This is a genomic window from Longicatena sp. (genome assembly GCF_982403165.1).
Genome location: NZ_CEVYEL010000053.1, coordinates 1 through 16381, shown reverse-complemented (window position 1 = coordinate 16381; position 16381 = coordinate 1). Strand labels below are relative to the sequence as shown.

The 16381-nt window shown below is 36.7% G+C and carries 18 protein-coding genes and 1 tRNA gene; 17 read left to right on the top strand and 2 right to left on the bottom strand.

Annotated features, from left to right (window positions below; genetic code table 11):
* Positions 1-138 precede the first annotated feature (138 nt).
* Entirely contained in the window at positions 139-633 is a 495-nt protein-coding gene (locus AC1VS3_RS10555; protein WP_119983523.1) for a GNAT family N-acetyltransferase, read from the top strand.
* A gap of 221 nt (positions 634-854) precedes the next feature.
* Positions 855-1922, top strand: a complete 1068-nt coding sequence (locus AC1VS3_RS10550) for a glycoside hydrolase family 25 protein (RefSeq protein ID WP_008979532.1) — start codon at positions 855-857, stop codon at positions 1920-1922.
* Positions 1923-1965: 43 nt separating this feature from the next.
* Here AC1VS3_RS10550 and AC1VS3_RS10545 read toward each other — a convergent pair whose 3' ends face one another.
* A complete protein-coding gene (locus AC1VS3_RS10545; RefSeq protein WP_008689062.1) occupies positions 1966-2166 on the bottom strand; it encodes a cold-shock protein in 201 nt (66 codons plus the stop codon).
* Between the two features lie 238 nt (positions 2167-2404).
* Between AC1VS3_RS10545 and AC1VS3_RS10540 the strand changes: the two genes are divergently transcribed.
* On the top strand, positions 2405-2872 hold the full coding sequence (locus tag AC1VS3_RS10540) for a hypothetical protein (RefSeq protein ID WP_008689060.1): 468 nt from the start codon (positions 2405-2407) through the stop codon (positions 2870-2872).
* Positions 2873-3028: 156 nt separating this feature from the next.
* On the opposite strand, the gene AC1VS3_RS10535 is transcribed toward AC1VS3_RS10540, so the two are convergent.
* A tRNA-Lys gene (locus AC1VS3_RS10535) sits at positions 3029-3104 on the bottom strand.
* A gap of 295 nt (positions 3105-3399) precedes the next feature.
* Here AC1VS3_RS10535 and AC1VS3_RS10530 point away from each other — a divergent pair.
* From AC1VS3_RS10530 to AC1VS3_RS10465, 14 genes are all read left to right on the top strand, one after another.
* Positions 3400-4566 carry a DUF6348 family protein gene (locus AC1VS3_RS10530; protein WP_481275643.1) on the top strand — a complete coding sequence of 389 codons (1167 nt, stop codon included), beginning with the start codon at positions 3400-3402 and terminating at the stop codon, positions 4564-4566.
* A gap of 312 nt (positions 4567-4878) precedes the next feature.
* Entirely contained in the window at positions 4879-5430 is a 552-nt protein-coding gene (gene infC / locus AC1VS3_RS10525) for a translation initiation factor IF-3 (protein WP_020991162.1), read from the top strand.
* A gap of 22 nt (positions 5431-5452) precedes the next feature.
* A complete protein-coding gene (gene rpmI / locus AC1VS3_RS10520) occupies positions 5453-5647 on the top strand; it encodes a 50S ribosomal protein L35 (RefSeq protein WP_008689053.1) in 195 nt (64 codons plus the stop codon).
* Between the two features lie 18 nt (positions 5648-5665).
* Positions 5666-6034: a 50S ribosomal protein L20 gene (gene rplT, locus AC1VS3_RS10515; protein ID WP_008689051.1), complete on the top strand. Its 369-nt coding sequence runs from the start codon at positions 5666-5668 to the stop codon at positions 6032-6034.
* Between the two features lie 15 nt (positions 6035-6049).
* Positions 6050-6487, top strand: a complete 438-nt coding sequence (locus AC1VS3_RS10510; protein WP_008689050.1) for a MarR family winged helix-turn-helix transcriptional regulator — start codon at positions 6050-6052, stop codon at positions 6485-6487.
* A gap of 388 nt (positions 6488-6875) precedes the next feature.
* Positions 6876-8306 carry an NAD(P)/FAD-dependent oxidoreductase gene (locus AC1VS3_RS10505; RefSeq protein WP_119983522.1) on the top strand — a complete coding sequence of 477 codons (1431 nt, stop codon included), beginning with the start codon at positions 6876-6878 and terminating at the stop codon, positions 8304-8306.
* Entirely contained in the window at positions 8303-9553 is a 1251-nt protein-coding gene (locus tag AC1VS3_RS10500; RefSeq protein WP_008689048.1) for an NAD(P)/FAD-dependent oxidoreductase, read from the top strand. Before AC1VS3_RS10505 ends, AC1VS3_RS10500 begins: the two co-directional genes overlap by 4 nt.
* A complete protein-coding gene (locus AC1VS3_RS10495; protein ID WP_008689047.1) occupies positions 9550-9912 on the top strand; it encodes a DUF1667 domain-containing protein in 363 nt (120 codons plus the stop codon). The genes AC1VS3_RS10500 and AC1VS3_RS10495 overlap by 4 nt, the downstream gene beginning before the upstream one ends.
* Complete coding sequence (locus tag AC1VS3_RS10490; RefSeq protein ID WP_008689046.1) at positions 9912-10463, top strand: glycerol-3-phosphate responsive antiterminator; 552 nt, start codon at positions 9912-9914, stop codon at positions 10461-10463. Before AC1VS3_RS10495 ends, AC1VS3_RS10490 begins: the two co-directional genes overlap by 1 nt.
* A complete protein-coding gene (locus tag AC1VS3_RS10485; RefSeq protein ID WP_119983521.1) occupies positions 10460-11764 on the top strand; it encodes a patatin-like phospholipase family protein in 1305 nt (434 codons plus the stop codon). The genes AC1VS3_RS10490 and AC1VS3_RS10485 overlap by 4 nt, the downstream gene beginning before the upstream one ends.
* A 301-nt stretch (positions 11765-12065) precedes the next feature.
* Positions 12066-13283 (top strand): AI-2E family transporter, encoded by a 1218-nt coding sequence (locus AC1VS3_RS10480; protein ID WP_119983520.1) that lies wholly within the window; start codon positions 12066-12068, stop codon positions 13281-13283.
* Positions 13261-14073 carry a GDSL-type esterase/lipase family protein gene (locus AC1VS3_RS10475; protein ID WP_119983519.1) on the top strand — a complete coding sequence of 271 codons (813 nt, stop codon included), beginning with the start codon at positions 13261-13263 and terminating at the stop codon, positions 14071-14073. Before AC1VS3_RS10480 ends, AC1VS3_RS10475 begins: the two co-directional genes overlap by 23 nt.
* Before the next feature lie 21 nt (positions 14074-14094).
* The gene (locus tag AC1VS3_RS10470) at positions 14095-14883 is read left to right on the top strand and encodes a nucleoside phosphorylase (protein WP_020991166.1); all 789 of its coding nucleotides are present in this window, start codon (positions 14095-14097) and stop codon (positions 14881-14883) included.
* Positions 14884-14998: 115 nt separating this feature from the next.
* Positions 14999-16381 (top strand): IS3 family transposase gene (locus AC1VS3_RS10465; RefSeq protein ID WP_481275642.1). Its coding sequence is split into 2 segments (ribosomal slippage), with 1381 coding nucleotides annotated over them: positions 14999-15511 and positions 15514-16381; the frame shifts between segments, so codons are not numbered across the junction. This gene is flagged as partial in the annotation.

Here is a 16381-nt window from a genome sequence, read left to right as displayed (position 1 = left end):
TGTATTCAGTACGTTTTAATTATTTGTACTGTCTACTTTTGAGAATCGTATCAAAAAGGGAATAGCTTTTTATTTTGATGTCTGCTTTTTAGGAAGAAAGTGCTATAATAATGGCTATATAAGAAGGGAGCGAGGCATATGCAGATACGCAAGTGTCAAAGTGATGAGGATATCCAACAGTTAGCAAAGCTGGCAAATGAGATATGGCATGAGTATTTTATAGATATTATTTCATTCGAACAAATAGAATATATGGTGGAGAAATTTCAAAGCTATCCGGCATTAAAAAAAGCCATAGAGGAAGAACAGTATACGTATTTCTTAGCCTTTGAGGAAACTGAATTGATTGGCTATTGTGGGGTGAAACCGGAAAAGGAACGCTTATTTTTAAGTAAGCTGTATTTAAGAAAAGATAAACGTGGGCAGGGCTTGGCTTCTTATTTATTAAAGGAAGCAATCAAGTTTGCGAAAGAACAAAATAAACAAGCGATTTATCTGACTTGTAATAAATATAATCAGCATAGCTTGGATGTATATCATGGCAAGGGATTTCAGGATATCGATGCAGTGCAGACAGATATCGGTCGTGGTTTCATCATGGATGATTATATCTTGGAAAAGGTGTTATCATAAAAAAAGGAAATAAAGATCTTTTGATGTTTTATCAAAGATTATATTATTTCTTTTTTATTTTAGTAAGGTTTATTTGATAGTTACTTTTTTTGGTTCTGCTTATGGCTTTTTTACCTGAAGATGCTATGCCCTATATCATCTTCATTTTTTATGATGGTATCATGGCTGCAACCTAAACCGTTTTCTTTCAGATACATAGAGTAAAACAAGAGGTGAAGAAAATGAAACGATTTGGGATAGATGTTTCTGAACATAATGGCATCATTGATTGGAAAGCTATAAAAAGGGCTGGGGTAGAGTTTGCCATTATACGATCAAGTTATGGACATTTTGTAGAAGATCAGCAATTTCGTCGTAATGTAAAAGAATGTGAAAGATATAAGATACCATATGGCCTTTATCATTATTCCTATGTTGCTAATCATGCACAAATGAAAGAGGAGGCAGAAGGTTTTTTACGACAGTGTCGTTCCTGTAAGCCAGCGTATCCTTGTTTTATTGATATGGAAGATGCTGATGGTTGGAAAGCCAGACATGGTGTGAGTGATGCAATGAATATCGAAACGGTATATTATACTTGTGATACCTTAGAAAAAGCAGGATATTATCCCGGTGTTTATGCAAATTTGGATTGGCTTGAGCATCGTATAAATTCGCCGCGATTAGATCGATTTGATAAATGGGTAGCACAATGGGCTAGCAAAATCACATATGATAAACCATATGGCATGTGGCAATTTAGTGATAAGGGAACAATTAATGGATATCGTGGATGGTTGGATTTTGACTATGCCTATAAGGATTATCCAAAAATTATCAAGGAAAAAGGCTTCAATGGGTTCAGTAAAGATGATGGAAATTCCACGAAACCAGAGAAACCAAAACCATATTTACGCTATCATGTAGGGGATCATGTACATTACAGTGGTTTATGGACACAAAGCAATGGTGGCAATTGGTATCCTCTTAGCTCACTGAGGGTGAAAGAAGGCACGATAACAAAAGTGATAAAAACAGCGCAACATCCGTATCTTATCGAGCATAATATTGGCTGGGCAAATAATCAGGTAATTGAAGATGCACAAAAACCATCCATTCATTTCCATGTGGGAGAGCTTGTTCGCTTTGATGGCTTATGGACAGCCAGTGATGGAGGTATCTGGTATTCAAAAGATCAATTATTGATAAAATCAGGAAGGATAACAAAAGTAATAAAAGGTGCAAAGCATCCATTCCTTATCAATAATGGATTGGGCTGGGCATCCGCAGCTGTGCTACACCATATATAAAAAAAGACACCCCATCTGGGATGTCTACATAAACAAGTGATGATTATAGAACGTTTACGTTTGCGGCATGATCTCCACGATCATTTGTTTTAATATCGAAGCTTACTTTCGCTCCTTCTTCTAATGTACGGAAACCATTACCCTGAATTTCTGTGTAATGTACGAAAATATCATTTCCTTCATCAGAAGTGATAAATCCAAATCCTTTGTCTGCGTTAAACCATTTTACTTTTCCTGTACTCATGTTATAGTACCTCCATTTTTCTGTATAAGAGGCGCCTCAAGGTATTAAAAAACACATATGTGAAATTGTACTTTGAGATAATTACAATTTCTGATATGTGAATATTGAAATCATAGTTATTTTGCTCGTTATTACTTCTTCAGTATAACATAATAATTTCAAATAGCAAGTGTTTTAAAAAAGAATTCGTTTGACAAGCGTGTAAATAAAGCATACACTTACTATATGAGGTAAGGAAATGACAACTAACGAAAAAAAAGTGTTTCATCCCACATTGGGCATTTGTACCATCACGGAATATGACCGTAAAAGTGATCGTATCACGATGATATCTTTAGATGGCAACCAAAGCGTCATTCCATATAAAAATATGGATAAGGCCGGTGTCAGAGAAATCATGGATATTGCTACAGCGCGATTGATTCTGGACAGAATTTTTCATCCGGCGATTCACGCGGATTATGGAAAAGAATTAAGTGAACTTTTAAAAATGCGGAATTATTCGAATATTGATATGAATGCACTGGTGGATGTTTATATTTATTTAATGAATTGGAAATATGCAGAAAGAAAATGTGGCATGAAAAATCAGGAGTGTTTGGAGCGTATTCAGGAGCGCCTTTGTGATGAACTGGCATTTGTGTTAGATGTAGGGAAGGAACAACTCATTGCTCATTTAATTGCCTGTTATGAAAATTTAGCTTAATGAATGAAAGATCGTTTTTCTTTCATTTTTTAATTATCATATGAGCACCATAGATGATATGCTATGGCAGAGCAAGCTTTCTTATTGTGGGTCCAGAAGAGCGGCATAGAAATATAAAAAACGGAAATTTTATTAAATTTCCGTTTGTTTATGTAATGGTGACCCCTCAGGGAATCGAACCCTGGACCCACTGATTAAGAGTCAGTTGCTCTGCCAGCTGAGCTAAGGAGTCATGACTTAACTTGCTCAATTATTATACCAAATATAAAACAAATTTCAAGTGTTTTCTTTAAAAAAGTAATAAAAGTTAGCGCATTTTTATCACGTAGATATCTTATTACAGTTCATTACCATAATGCTATCATGGCTTGCTTAAACAGATGTGTAGGAAAAAATTCATAAATGAAAAAGAATAGTGAAGATGGATAGAAATGATAAATATGTGATTATGTGGTATCCGGTAGCATTTATGGAAAGGTTTAGGAATTTATTGTATAATGGTAACAGTTATGGAAGGAAGGATATCCATGTTTTTCAGAAAAAATAAAGCAAAACCGGAAAAGAATGAGGATTTTATCGTAGCAGACACACAGGACTTACATGAGGAAATGATAGAGTCATTAATCGCGATATGTGAAGATGGAATTAGTTATGAAGATGCCTTTGTTTTATCAGATGAAGATATTTATGTATATGCTGATATTTTATCCATCCATGATAATGTGGTGCAGATTTTATTTCAGTTACATCATGACTGGTTAGAAGACACGATATTTGAAGCCATAGCAGCAAGTGGAAGTAGTGTACATGATGCCATCTTAAACGCCTGTAAACAGTATTATGATCAAGTTTTATCGTTATATAGAAAAGCCATCTGCAATGATGAGAAACAATATACTTGTGAGGGATTTACACAAGAACGTCATTTTTTCGATGTATTTGCCAGTAAACTTGGCGGTATCGGAAAAAAAGAAGGACCGGATGTAGATTATTGGGCAATGCTGAAAGAGGCAATCTGTTTGCGCTTAGGCAATAAAAAGGTGTATTGGGTAAAAGTGTTTGCTTCAAAGGACAAAGAAAATGCCACAGCTGAAGTATGGATCAATGGCAAAGAGGCTAAAGAACTTAGTCAAAAGCTTTTGGCATATGCCATAAACTGGGATACCATCAGTGCTATCCATACGGAAAAACAGTGTTTTCTGTTTGTTCAACAGGAACGCAGTTATGAAAAAAGTGATTTCACGAAGAATGAAATACAGGAATATACACGCAAAGCATTGCAGGCTTTTGAAACATGCAAAGGTAAACAAGAACATGTAAAGATACGTTCTCAGCTCATAAAATGGTGTGAGGATGATTCTTTAGCATATGAGATTTTCTGCTTTCTTCCGGAATTATATTGTAAATATGCATATCCTTATGTAGAATTTGGTGAAAAACTCTTTTTAGTGAAGAAAAATGAAAAAACGCGTGAATTATATCAGAGTCAGCTACAGTCTTATGCGTATATTGAAGAGGTAGTTAAACAACATTTTGAAGAGGATGATATTGAAAATTCATGTATCCAGAATGTATTAGCTTTTAGTGCGAATGCCAAAGCAATCCAGAAAGCTATTGAACAAGGGGATTCTCCAGCGGATCTATTCGTACCTGGAATTGGCTATTTTGTCCGCGATGGTTATCAATTAAGATAACCGCTATCCATTTAAAAGATGGTTCGTATATGGTATAAGCGTAAAGCTGAATGAAGAAAAGCGTGTACATACGCAAGAATCATCTGCATAAAAGAAAACAGCGAATGCAAAGATGAAGTACCGTTTCTAAAAAAGGTTTGACATGGCAGTGAATTCATGGTATGCTTAACAAGCAGAAAAGTTAGTGGAAAGTTAGAAGCACCCCTTCTCACCTGATGTCTGAAGACGTAGGTAAATGCTACATCATATTAAGAAATACATGATGATATTAGCGGGTGCATAGTGAGTACCCGCTTTTCTTATGGCAACAAAATGGAGGTGTCTATTATAAACAAGAGAGTTATTCCTAACAATGTAAACGACGATTTAGTAAATGAAAAGATTAAGTTCAAGGAAGTCATGGTGATTGATGCTAATGGCGATAAACTTGGAGTTAAGATGCGTCGTGAAGCTTTAGAGATTGCATACAACCAGGAACTGGATTTATTGTGTGTAGCTCCAAAAGCACAGCCACCGGTTTGTAAAGTGCTGGATTATGGTAAATATCACTTCGAACAGCAGAAGAAAGCAAAAGAAGCGAAGAAGAAACAGCATGTAACCGAGGTGAAGCCAATTCGACTGTCTCCGGTCATTGACCGCCACGATTTTGAAACCAAAATGCGTCATGCACGCAAATGGATCGAGGATGGAATGAAAGTTAAAGTGGATATGCGATTCCGCGGACGCTTGATTACGAGACTCGAGGTTGGTAAAAAGATTATGAATAGCTTCACTGAAGAAATTTCTGATATCGCAGTTATTGAAAAGAAACCAATTCTGGAAGGTAATACGATGTCATGTGTTCTGGCACCGAAGAAGAAATAGTTATTTATAGGAGGTACTACTTATGCCAAAGATGAAATCACATAGAGGTTTAGCAAAACGTATTAAAACAACTGGTTCCGGTAAACTGAAAAGAAGTCACGCTTATACTTCTCACCGTTTCCACGGTAAGACACAGAAACAGAAACGTCATTTAAGAAAAGCATCTACGGTACACAACACAGATTTCAAACGTATCAAACAGATGCTGGTGAAGTAAGATAGGAGGAATATAAACATGGCTAGAGTTAAAGGTGGATATACAACACGTCAAAGAAGAAAGAAAGTATTAAAGTTAGCAAAGGGTTATTATGGAGCAAAACACTTGCTGTATAAAACTGCACACGAGCAGGTAATGCACTCTTTCAAATACGCATACAATGACCGTAAAGATTTAAAACGTGAAATGCGTAAATTATGGATCGCACGTATCAACGCTGCAGCAAGAATGAATGACATTTCTTATTCAAGATTGATGCACGGTTTGAAATTAGCTAACGTAACGATCAACCGTAAAATGCTGTCAGAAATTGCTATTCACGATGAAAAAGGATTCACAAAAATCGTTGAAACAGCAAAGGCTGCATTGGAAAAAGCTGCTGCTTAATTGAGGTATGTATAAATGAATGACACACGGCATACGCTGAATGAACTTCTGGTAGATCTCTTTAATTACATCCTGTTGATTGAAGAGAAGAATCTGCGGGATCAAGGTGTCAGCTTATCCATGACAGAGGTACATATTCTGGAAGCCATTGACAAAAGTGAATCCAAGATGATGTCCGCAATTGCCAAGCGATTGATGGTAACACAAGGAACACTCACCGTTTCAGCTTCAAAGCTTGTTAAAAAAGGATATGTGGAGCGTGTCAAGGATGAACGTGATAAACGTATCGTGCGTCTTCAATTGACTGATCGAGCAGTACATGTCCTTGAAGTTCACAATGATTTTCATGCGAAGATGATTGATAAGCTACTAAATGAGCTGGAGCTGGATAAGGAACAGGAACTGATACAGTCTTTACGAAATCTGATGGATTTCTTTAAATCTCATTACTAATATAACGTCTGTTCATACAGGCGTTTTTCTATTCTATGACATCTTTTATGAATACGAACTAGAACATATGCAGGTTTTATTAGAATTTCTTATACTTGCGATATGTGAACAAGCATAGTTACTTTTGTGATTGTCCTCATAACGTGTTCTTGTGAAATCTGAAAAGAAAAAGAGAAGGTTAAGCACATTATTTCATGCGATTTGCTATTATCGTGACTATCATGTCCGCAAAAAGAAAATAAAAAAGTAAAACATCGTCATAATTCAAAACAGTTTTATGCTATACTATAAGTACAAGTTAATAAAAAATTACGAGAAAGCGAGATGAGAAACAGAACAGACTGTTTTTATCATGTCGCTTTTTTAGCGTATGGGAAAGGAGAATCGCATGAAAACGATTGCTGTTATCGGTGCTGGCATTGTCGGATCTTTTTTAGCATATGATCTGACACAATATGAAGAAGTAGAGGTAATATTATTTGAAAAACATGGGGATGTTGCACAAGAAACAAGTAAGGCGAATAGTGCTATTGTTCATGCTGGATATGATCCTGTAGATGGTACTTTAAAGGCAAAATTAAATAAACGCGGAGCCAAGATGTATCAAAACATATGTAAGCAGTTAGGCTGTGGTTATCAGGCTTGTGGAGGCTATGTATTGGCAAGCAATGAAGAAGAGGTAGAAATCTTACAGGAATTGTATGCAAGAGGTAAAAAGCGCGGTATCACTGTGGAGATAAAAGAACGTGAAGAAGTAGTAAAGAATGAAAAAAACTTGAGTAAACATATTCGTAAAGCTTTGTGGGTGCCAGATACAGCTATCATCACTCCATGGGAAGTATGCGAGGCTCTTGTAGAAGAGGCTTTATGGAATGGCTTACAGCTTCATTTGCATGAAGAAGTGTTGGATATTAAAGCATGCGAAAAGGGATATGTCATAAGAAGTGATAAAGGACAATATTCTGTGGATATGCTTGTGAATGCTGCTGGCTTAGGTGCACAAAAGATCATGGAAATGGTGGAGGCAGAATCCTTATTTACGATTACACCAAAACGTGGTCAATATTATGTTCTAGCTAAGCGTAGTCAACCTTATGTATCCCATGTGTTATATCCTGCCCCATCTAAAGCGGGAAAAGGTGTTTTGGCAGTGCCTACCATACATGGTAATATTTTGTTAGGACCAACGAGTGAAGTATTAAAGAAGGTGGATAATGGCACAACAACGTCAGGCTTACAAGAAGTACAGGAAAAGGTGGAAAAAATCATTCAACATGTACCTTATCAAGAAGTTATCCATAGTTACAGCGGATGTCGGCCTACTGGTAATAACAATGATTTCTATATCGAAGAATCAAGAAGGTGCAAGGGGATTTTTCATTTAGGATGCATTGATTCACCAGGCTTAGCATCAGCACCTGCCATAAGTGAATATGTGATCGTAGATCTCATGAAACTTCCGTTGACTTTTCATAAGAAAAAACATATTGTGCATCGTCAAAAACCACTCATTATGCGAAACTTAAGTGAAACAAAACAGCAAGCCCTCATACAAAAGCATCCGGGCTATGGACATATCGTCTGTTATTGTGAGCAGATCAGTGAGCAAGAAGTGGTCGATTGTATCCATCGAAAGTGTGGTGCCCATAGCATTGCGGGGGTAAAAATGCGTGTGCGCCCAGGAATGGGGAAATGTCAGGGAGGGTATTGTGAAGTAGAAATCGCTAAACTATTGGCAAGAGAATTGCAAATACCATTGCACGAAGTGCAATATGATGAAGACAGCTATTATGAGGTGGCAAAGGAGGGGAGACGATGAAACAGGTAGATATGATCATTATCGGAGGTGGCAGTGCTGGAATGAGTGCAGCTATTGCGGCCAAAGAAGCTGGTATAGATAATATCTTGATCTTAGAGCGTAAGGAAGAACTCGGTGGAATTTTGCAGCAATGTATTCATAATGGTTTTGGCTTACAGACTTTTCATGAAGAGTTAAGTGGTCCTATGTATGCGCAACGCTTTATAGATCAAATTCATGCTTATCGAATTCCCTATCGTTTATGCAGTGATGTTGTATGGATCGATGAGAGATTACGTGTACAATATGTTAATGCAGAAGAAGGCTATGTATGGGTACAGGCGAAAACGATTCTTTTAGCTTGTGGCTGTTATGAACGTAATCGCGGAGCCATCAGTATTCCTGGAAAACGGCTGCCTGGTGTCTATACGGCAGGCAGCGCACAGCGTTTTTTAAATCTTGAAAATATTCTCGTTGGCAAGAACATCTTCATCTTGGGAAGTGGTGATATCGGACTCATCATGGCAAGACGTATGACACTGGAAGGGGCAAACGTGTTGGGGGTAGCTGAAATTATGCCATATTCCAATGGCTTAAATCGAAATATTGTACAATGCTTAAAAGATTTTGCGATTCCTTTATATTTATCACATACAATCGTTGATATTCAAGGGGATTTTCATGTGGAACGTGTAGTCATTGCCCAGGTAGATGAACATCGCAACATTCTTCCAAAGACACAGAAAAGCTTTGCGGTTGATACCTTATTATTGTCCATTGGGCTGCTTCCGGAAATGTCATTAGCAGATCATTTGGATATGGAAATGGATAGTAAGAGCAAAGGGGCAAAAGTAAACGCACATTATGAAACAAGTATTCCGCATATCTATGCTTGTGGGAATGCTTTGCATGTCCATGATATTGTGGATTTTGTCAGTATGGAGGCTCATGAAGCGGCTTTATGTGCCGTTCAAGATATCAAAGGGCAGTATCACCGACAGAAACAATTTTCTACGCAAGCTGGGTCAGGTATTTCCTATGTATTGCCGCATTCTGTTGATGCCCAGCCTTCACAAAACATCACCCTTTGTGTTCGTTCCATTAGACCTTATAAACAGGTGATGATCAACATACGAACAGGGGATCGTATTATCAAAACCATAACAAAACGCTATCTATTACCTTCTGAAATGGAACGAATTATTTTAAAACCATCAGATATTGGTATTTTAGAGGAATCATTAATTGTGGAGGTAAAAGAGTCATGAAAAAGACATTTGACTGTATTGTTTGCCCAATGAGTTGTCATTTAGAAGTGACGAAGCAAAAAGATGATATACAAGTCAGAGGAAATAGCTGTTTGAAAGGAGCAGCCTTTGCTCGTCAGGAGATGATAGAACCTATGCGCATGTTAACGACGACCATACGTATAGAACATGCTATCTATCCATTACTGCCGGTGATTACTTCAAGAAATGTTCCAAAAGCTAAATTATTTGCTATAATGGAAGCATGTAAACACGTTTGCGTAAGTGCGCCGGTGCATGTAAATGATGTGATTGTAAAAAATATTGCGGACAGCGGCGCAGACTTATTGGCATCAAGAAGCATGGAAAGAAGGATTTGATGATCATACAGAACATCTTGCCGGTGATATCCGATTGGAAGACATTTGAAGCCTTTCTAAAGGGGTCTTATACATGGTGCATCCTCATGGATTTTCATATGAACTTTATGGAGGACTTGGTAAAACAGTTGCATGAGCATAACAAAAAAGGCATCGTGCATATGGATTTGATTCATGGTATTGCCAATGATCAATATGGTACACAATATATGTGTCAGAAGGTACATGCAGATGGAATTATATCAACAAAGCCGAAAGCGATTGAAGCTGCTAAAAGCAATCAATGCATTTCGATCTTACGTATTTTCATGATTGATTCACGCTCCTTTATGCGTTCTGTACACATGGCATCAGCTTTACAGCCGGATTATATTGAAGTTTTACCAGCCTTATTACCGGGGATTGTTAAAAAGTTGCATGCCTATTGCGATATTCCAGTCATTGGCGGTGGTATGATCGAGAATCAAGAAGATATCGCCAAGTGTTTATCCGGTGGTATGCAGGCAGTATCAACTAGTCATAGAGAACTATGGGAAAGTGTGGAGAAATGAAAAGAGCATTGGTGTTAGGTGGTGGCGGAAGTAAAGGTGCCTATGAAATCGGTGTATGGAAGGCTTTAGATGAGATGCATCAGCAATTTGATCTGGTTTGTGGAACAAGCATTGGGGCAATGATCGGGGTATTGTATGTGCAGCATGATTATCCTAAGGCTTATGATCTGTGGAAAGATCTGAAGGTGGAAGATATCATGGTAAATGGTGTTAATTTGGATAAAGATATCGAATTGATCATGTCTCAGAAAGGGAAATATGCCGACTTTTTATCAAGCTATATCCATCATAAAGGTGCAGATATTACACCGTTTATTGAAACAATTACACCTTTATTTGATGCAGATGCCTTTTTCAACAGTGACATTGATTATGCCTGTATGACCGTTAATTTCACACGCCGCCAACCGCATCCATTTCTAAAGCAAAAGATGGACAGAGATCGTGTCATTGATTATGTTTTAGCTAGCGCTTCATGTTTCCCGGCATTTCCAATGAAAGAGATTGATGGGGAATACTATCTTGATGGTGGCTATCATGACAATGTACCGATTGAACTGGCACGCAGCTTAGGCGCTCAACAAATCGTAGCCGTTGATTTAAAAGCTGTTGGAAAAAATCAAATTCATGAACCACAGGAAGATACTATTTACATAGAACCCTATGTACCCTTAGGAAGCTTTCTGCTATTTGATACGAAACGAATTCATCGCAATATGCAGCTAGGGTATCAAGATACTATGAAGAAATTTCATAAGCTTATTGGTTCTATTTATACCTTTTCCTTAAACGATGAAAAAGCCATTGCGCATTTGGATGATCAGCTACAAAAAGCATTGGAACAAATTGATGATCTATTGGATCATGAAACTATGCTTAATGTGGTAGAAAAGGTTGTTCATCATCGCGTCTTGAAAGGTCTTGCGCCTTATCAATACCATACGTTTCCTTTCTTTGCCTTGTTAGAAAAAACGGCATGGATATTTGGATTAGCAGATATTGGCATTTGGCAGTTACAAGCATTTGTAATTGAAATCTTACATGTTGCTGACGCGCATATAAGCATATTTGAAAAGATGAAGGCTAGCCGCATTTCCGTGGGTGACATCATCGTGGCATTGAAAAATGAAAGTGAATTAGAAATCATTTGTTATATTTATCAGTATCTATTGGATACTCAAAATAAGCAAAGTGATCGTTTCACTGGGTTAAAAGCTATCAGTGTCGTATTTAATGACTCTTTTTTGAAGGCTTACATGCTATATGCCTTGCATATGAATTTTTTGAAGATGGAAGGGTAAGAAAAGAATGCTCATGTATAGCTGAAGATGCAAGAAATCTCTTTTTAAAAAACTTTATTAAAAAGATAAAACGTCATCCTGAAAGAATCTTGGCATTCTTATAGGGATGCGTTTTTATTCATATGATAGTACGCATGTTATCTATGATCAAGAAAAAAACGATCTTGTTTACTTTAACGGGTATAAAGGAAGCTAATAAGTTTGCATCATCATAAGATGATCTATGCGCGACACCTTCCACTGTTTGTTGGCACAGGTATTTCCACTATGATATAATGGTACTTGAAAGGTGTGTTTAACTATGAAGTATAAATTTCATGATGAAAAAGTGTTGCACAGAATAAAACCATGGGTTTATCTGTCGACCTATATATTGCTGTTGGCTTTTTTTCTTATGCATGTACAAGATGTAGTAAATGGTTTTGACTTTGTGTTATCTTTGTTTCGCTCTTTGTTATATGCTATCGTATTTGCCTATGTCTTAAATTTACCGATGAAAAAGATTGAATCTTTTATCATCCGCCATACAAAAGAAACATCGCTTTTGCGTAAAAGAAAACGCATGGTTTCCATGTTTCTGACATTTTTAATTGCTTTTTTGTTACTAATCATCATTGGCAGCATCATCTTGCCAAGCATTATCGATTCACTGATTTCACTTATGCAAAATCTTTCGTCGTTTTTTACCGATATTGTTAAAAATATAGATGAGATATTAAAATATTTTCATATTGATTATCGTATTGAAGACATTCAACAGGTGGAACAATTCATACAAATGCCATGGGAGAAGATTGTCAGCAATGCGATAGCCTTTCTTTCGGGTAGTGCCAGTGGCATTTTATCTAGTGCCTCTAATTTCATCTCATCTTTTGCCGTTGGTTTTACGGGTTTTATGTTTTCTTTATATTTATTAAGTGGGAAAGAAAATTTTATCCGCCAATTGCGTAAGGTAACAGCTGCCTTTTGTGGATATGATGCATCTTTGATTGTCTTCCAATATGCAAGTCGTGTAAATCGTATTTTCTCAAGTTTTATTGGTGGACAGTTAACCGAGGCATGTATCTTATGGGTATTATATTATGTATGCATGCGTTTGTTTCAATTCCCATATCCGGAACTTATCTGTACCCTTATTGCCGTTTGTTCTTTAGTTCCTGTATTTGGATCCATGTTTGCGATGAGTGTTGGTGCTGTCATGATGCTTTCACACGATCCTTTGCAAAGTATTTGGTTTATTGTCTTCTATCAGGTAATCAGTTATTTTGAAGACAATGTAATTTATCCACGCGTGGTTGGGAATTCTGTTGGCCTGCCAGGCTTATGGGTATTATTGAGTATTTTTGTCTTTGGTGATTTATGGGGCGTATTTGGTATGGTGATGGCTGTTCCTACAACTGCTTGCTTGTATGTATTCTTTGCTGAATTTATAAATAATCGATTAAGAAAGAAACGATTGCGTATTGAAAATGATACGTTAGTTCGAGAGGAAACACATGATGAAAAAACAATTTCATAAAGTTGTGTCAAAATTCACGTTAGTATTTCTTATTATAGGAATGCTAGTAGGAGGTTGTAAAGAAAAGGAAACATCAAAAGTAGCTGTTCGTTTGCCTTCCTTTCCTGCGATAAAATCAAGTATCCAAAAAATTGCTTGTGTTGGGGATAGCATCACATATGGCTCCACTTTACAAGATAGGAAAAGCGAAAGTTATCCATCACAGTTATCAAAACGATTCGGGAACACCATCCAAGTCAAAAATTTTGGTGTTGATGGTGCAGCCGTACAGAAAACAGCAATCTTATCGTATTGGAATTGTAAGGAAATGAGCGAAAGTCTTTCTTATCAAAGCGATGTCATCTTTTTGATGCTTGGTACAAATGATTCTAAAAGTGTAAATTGGCAAAATGCTGAGGCTTTTAAAAAAGATTATATATCCTTAATTGAAACATATCAACAAGCATTGCCTAAAGCTGTTATATACCTAATGTTACCTTCGACAATGTATTCAATCCGTGAAGATGGTACATTAATTCACCAATTTTCACAAAGTAACATGAAGGAAATACAATCCGTTATTAAATCCATCGCAAAAGAAAAACAGCTGCCGCTTATTGATATTCATAGTGTCACAGCTGATCATGAAGAGTATTATCGTTATGATGGTATACATCCAAATGCAGATGGAGCAGCCTTCATCGCACAAACAGTCTATGACAGACTTGTGATAGATCAGCTAGAAGCCTTCTTACGTACCTTTGTAAATTGGGAGATCAAAGCGATGAAAATACTTATTGAAGCAAAATAAGAGTGCCGAGGAGGAATGAGAATGCCGTGGTGCAAGAAAGAAGATACAACAAATGCCATCATAACGGCAAAGCGTAATATGCAAAGTTCTCACCATGATGTAAAGATGATACAAAAGTTGCCAGAAATTGCTATTCTGTTCTTCATAGGGAAAGCTATACCTTATGTTTTGCGCACCTATGAATGTGATGAGCTATCCGCCAAATTTCCACGCTTTTTAAATCCATGCCCAATATATCGTTTTAAGAACATGGAAGTATGTTTTTTGGATGGAGGCAGAGGAGCACCACAGGCTGCAGATACTTTGGAAACGTTAGCGGAACTAGGAGTAAAAACGATTATATCTGTAGGCATGATAGGAGCCTTTCATCCTGCTTTCCATGTTGGTGATATACTCATCCCTTCCCATGCGTTAGCTGAAGAAGGAACTTCTCATCATTACTATGAAGATCTCATCTTTGCGTATCCTGCGCATCCTTTATGGGAAGAGCTAAAAAATCTATTGCCACAAGCGAAAAGTGAGCCAATTGTGAGCTGTGATGCTATTTATCGTCAAACCCTGCGAAAAGAAGAGCAATGGCGTAGGCAAGGCTGTGTCGGTGTTGATATGGAGACCTCTGCCATTATGAGCATTGGAAATTACCGGCATTTGCAGACAGCAGCAATTCTTATGGTTTCTGATGTTCATTCACATGAAACAGAGCATTGCGCTTGGGAATGGAAGGTGACAGATGCAATGCGAGAGGCTTTTACACGTACTTGTATTTCTTGTGTACAACGCTTATCCAGTGATAAAGAAATAACGAAATGAATGGATGGAAAACATCTCTTCTGATAGACATAAAAAACAGAAGGCAAATTCGCTTGATGAGCTGTGAAGTGCACCCCATAATTTGGACATACAAATTATGGAGGTGCATTTTAATATGTCAAAGTTAACCAGAGAACAAAAAATAGAAATATACGCTAGAAGAAAGAATGGAGAAACAGTTTCCTCTTTAATTAAAGAATTTAAAATCAGATCAGAGGCAGTAAACTATATAGTTAGTCTCATTGATCTTCACGGATTTGATATTTTGAGAACTGATAAAAATAACTATTATTCAATCATGATGAAACAGGAAATAATAGATAAGGTTCTGATTGATAATTGTTCAATACGCTCTGTAGCTTTAGAATACGGATTATTATCAAGAGGTATGTTGCAAAAATGGATTTGTTCGTATAAAAAGCATGGATGTGTTATAGTAGAGAAGACAAAAGGAAAGTCATCTGCTATGAAAAAGAAAAATGTAATTATCAAACCTTATGATGAAATGGATGATAAAGAAAAGGTTAAATATAACGAGGATCGTATTCAATATTTAGAAGCGGAGAATGAATACTTAAAAAAATTGCAAGCTGTAGTTCAAGCACGGAAGAATCGACAATCGAAGAAAGAGTAAAGATTGTCTTTGAATTACGGCTGAAATATCCTTTAAAGATTCTTCTTGAAACATCCAAGATACCAAGATCAACCTATTACTATACCGTTTCTAAAGTTGATAAAGATACCGGAAATGATGAAGTAATGAATAACATCATTGATATCTTCTATACTCATAAAGGGCGCTATGGATACCGCAGAATTACTTTAGAACTTACCAATAGAGGATTTCATATCAATCACAAAAAAGTAAAACGATTGATGAAGCGTTTAGGCTTATATGGAATTGCACCGAAAGCAAAATACAAATCCTATAAGGGAGCCATAAACGGAACCGTAAAAAACCAATTATTAAATAAAGTAGTGGATGAAGAAAATCATAAGACATGCTACGAAAGAGATTTTACAACTACAAAGTGTGATGAGAAATGGACAACCGATATATCCGAATTTCATATCGCAGCCGGCAAGCTATATCTATCGCCCATATTAGATATGCACAGTCGTGAAATCATATCGTTCAGCATATCAAATAGTCCTAACTATGAACAAACGAAAGAAATGCTTAATTACGCTTTTAAAACGCATAAAGACTTGAAAGGATTGATCTTTCATTCCGATCAAGGATGGCAATACCAAATGCAGCCTTATCATAAAGTATTGAAAGAACAAGGAATTATCCAATCAATGTCACGAAAAGGAAATTGTCTTGATAACTCACCTATGGAGAACTTCTTTGGGATTATGAAACGAGAAATGTTTTATGGACATGAATATGAATTTAAAACATTAGATGAATTACGTATTGCCATGAAAGAATATATCAAGTATTATAATACACAAAGAATCACAGTAAAATTAAAAGGATTAACTCCTATACAAT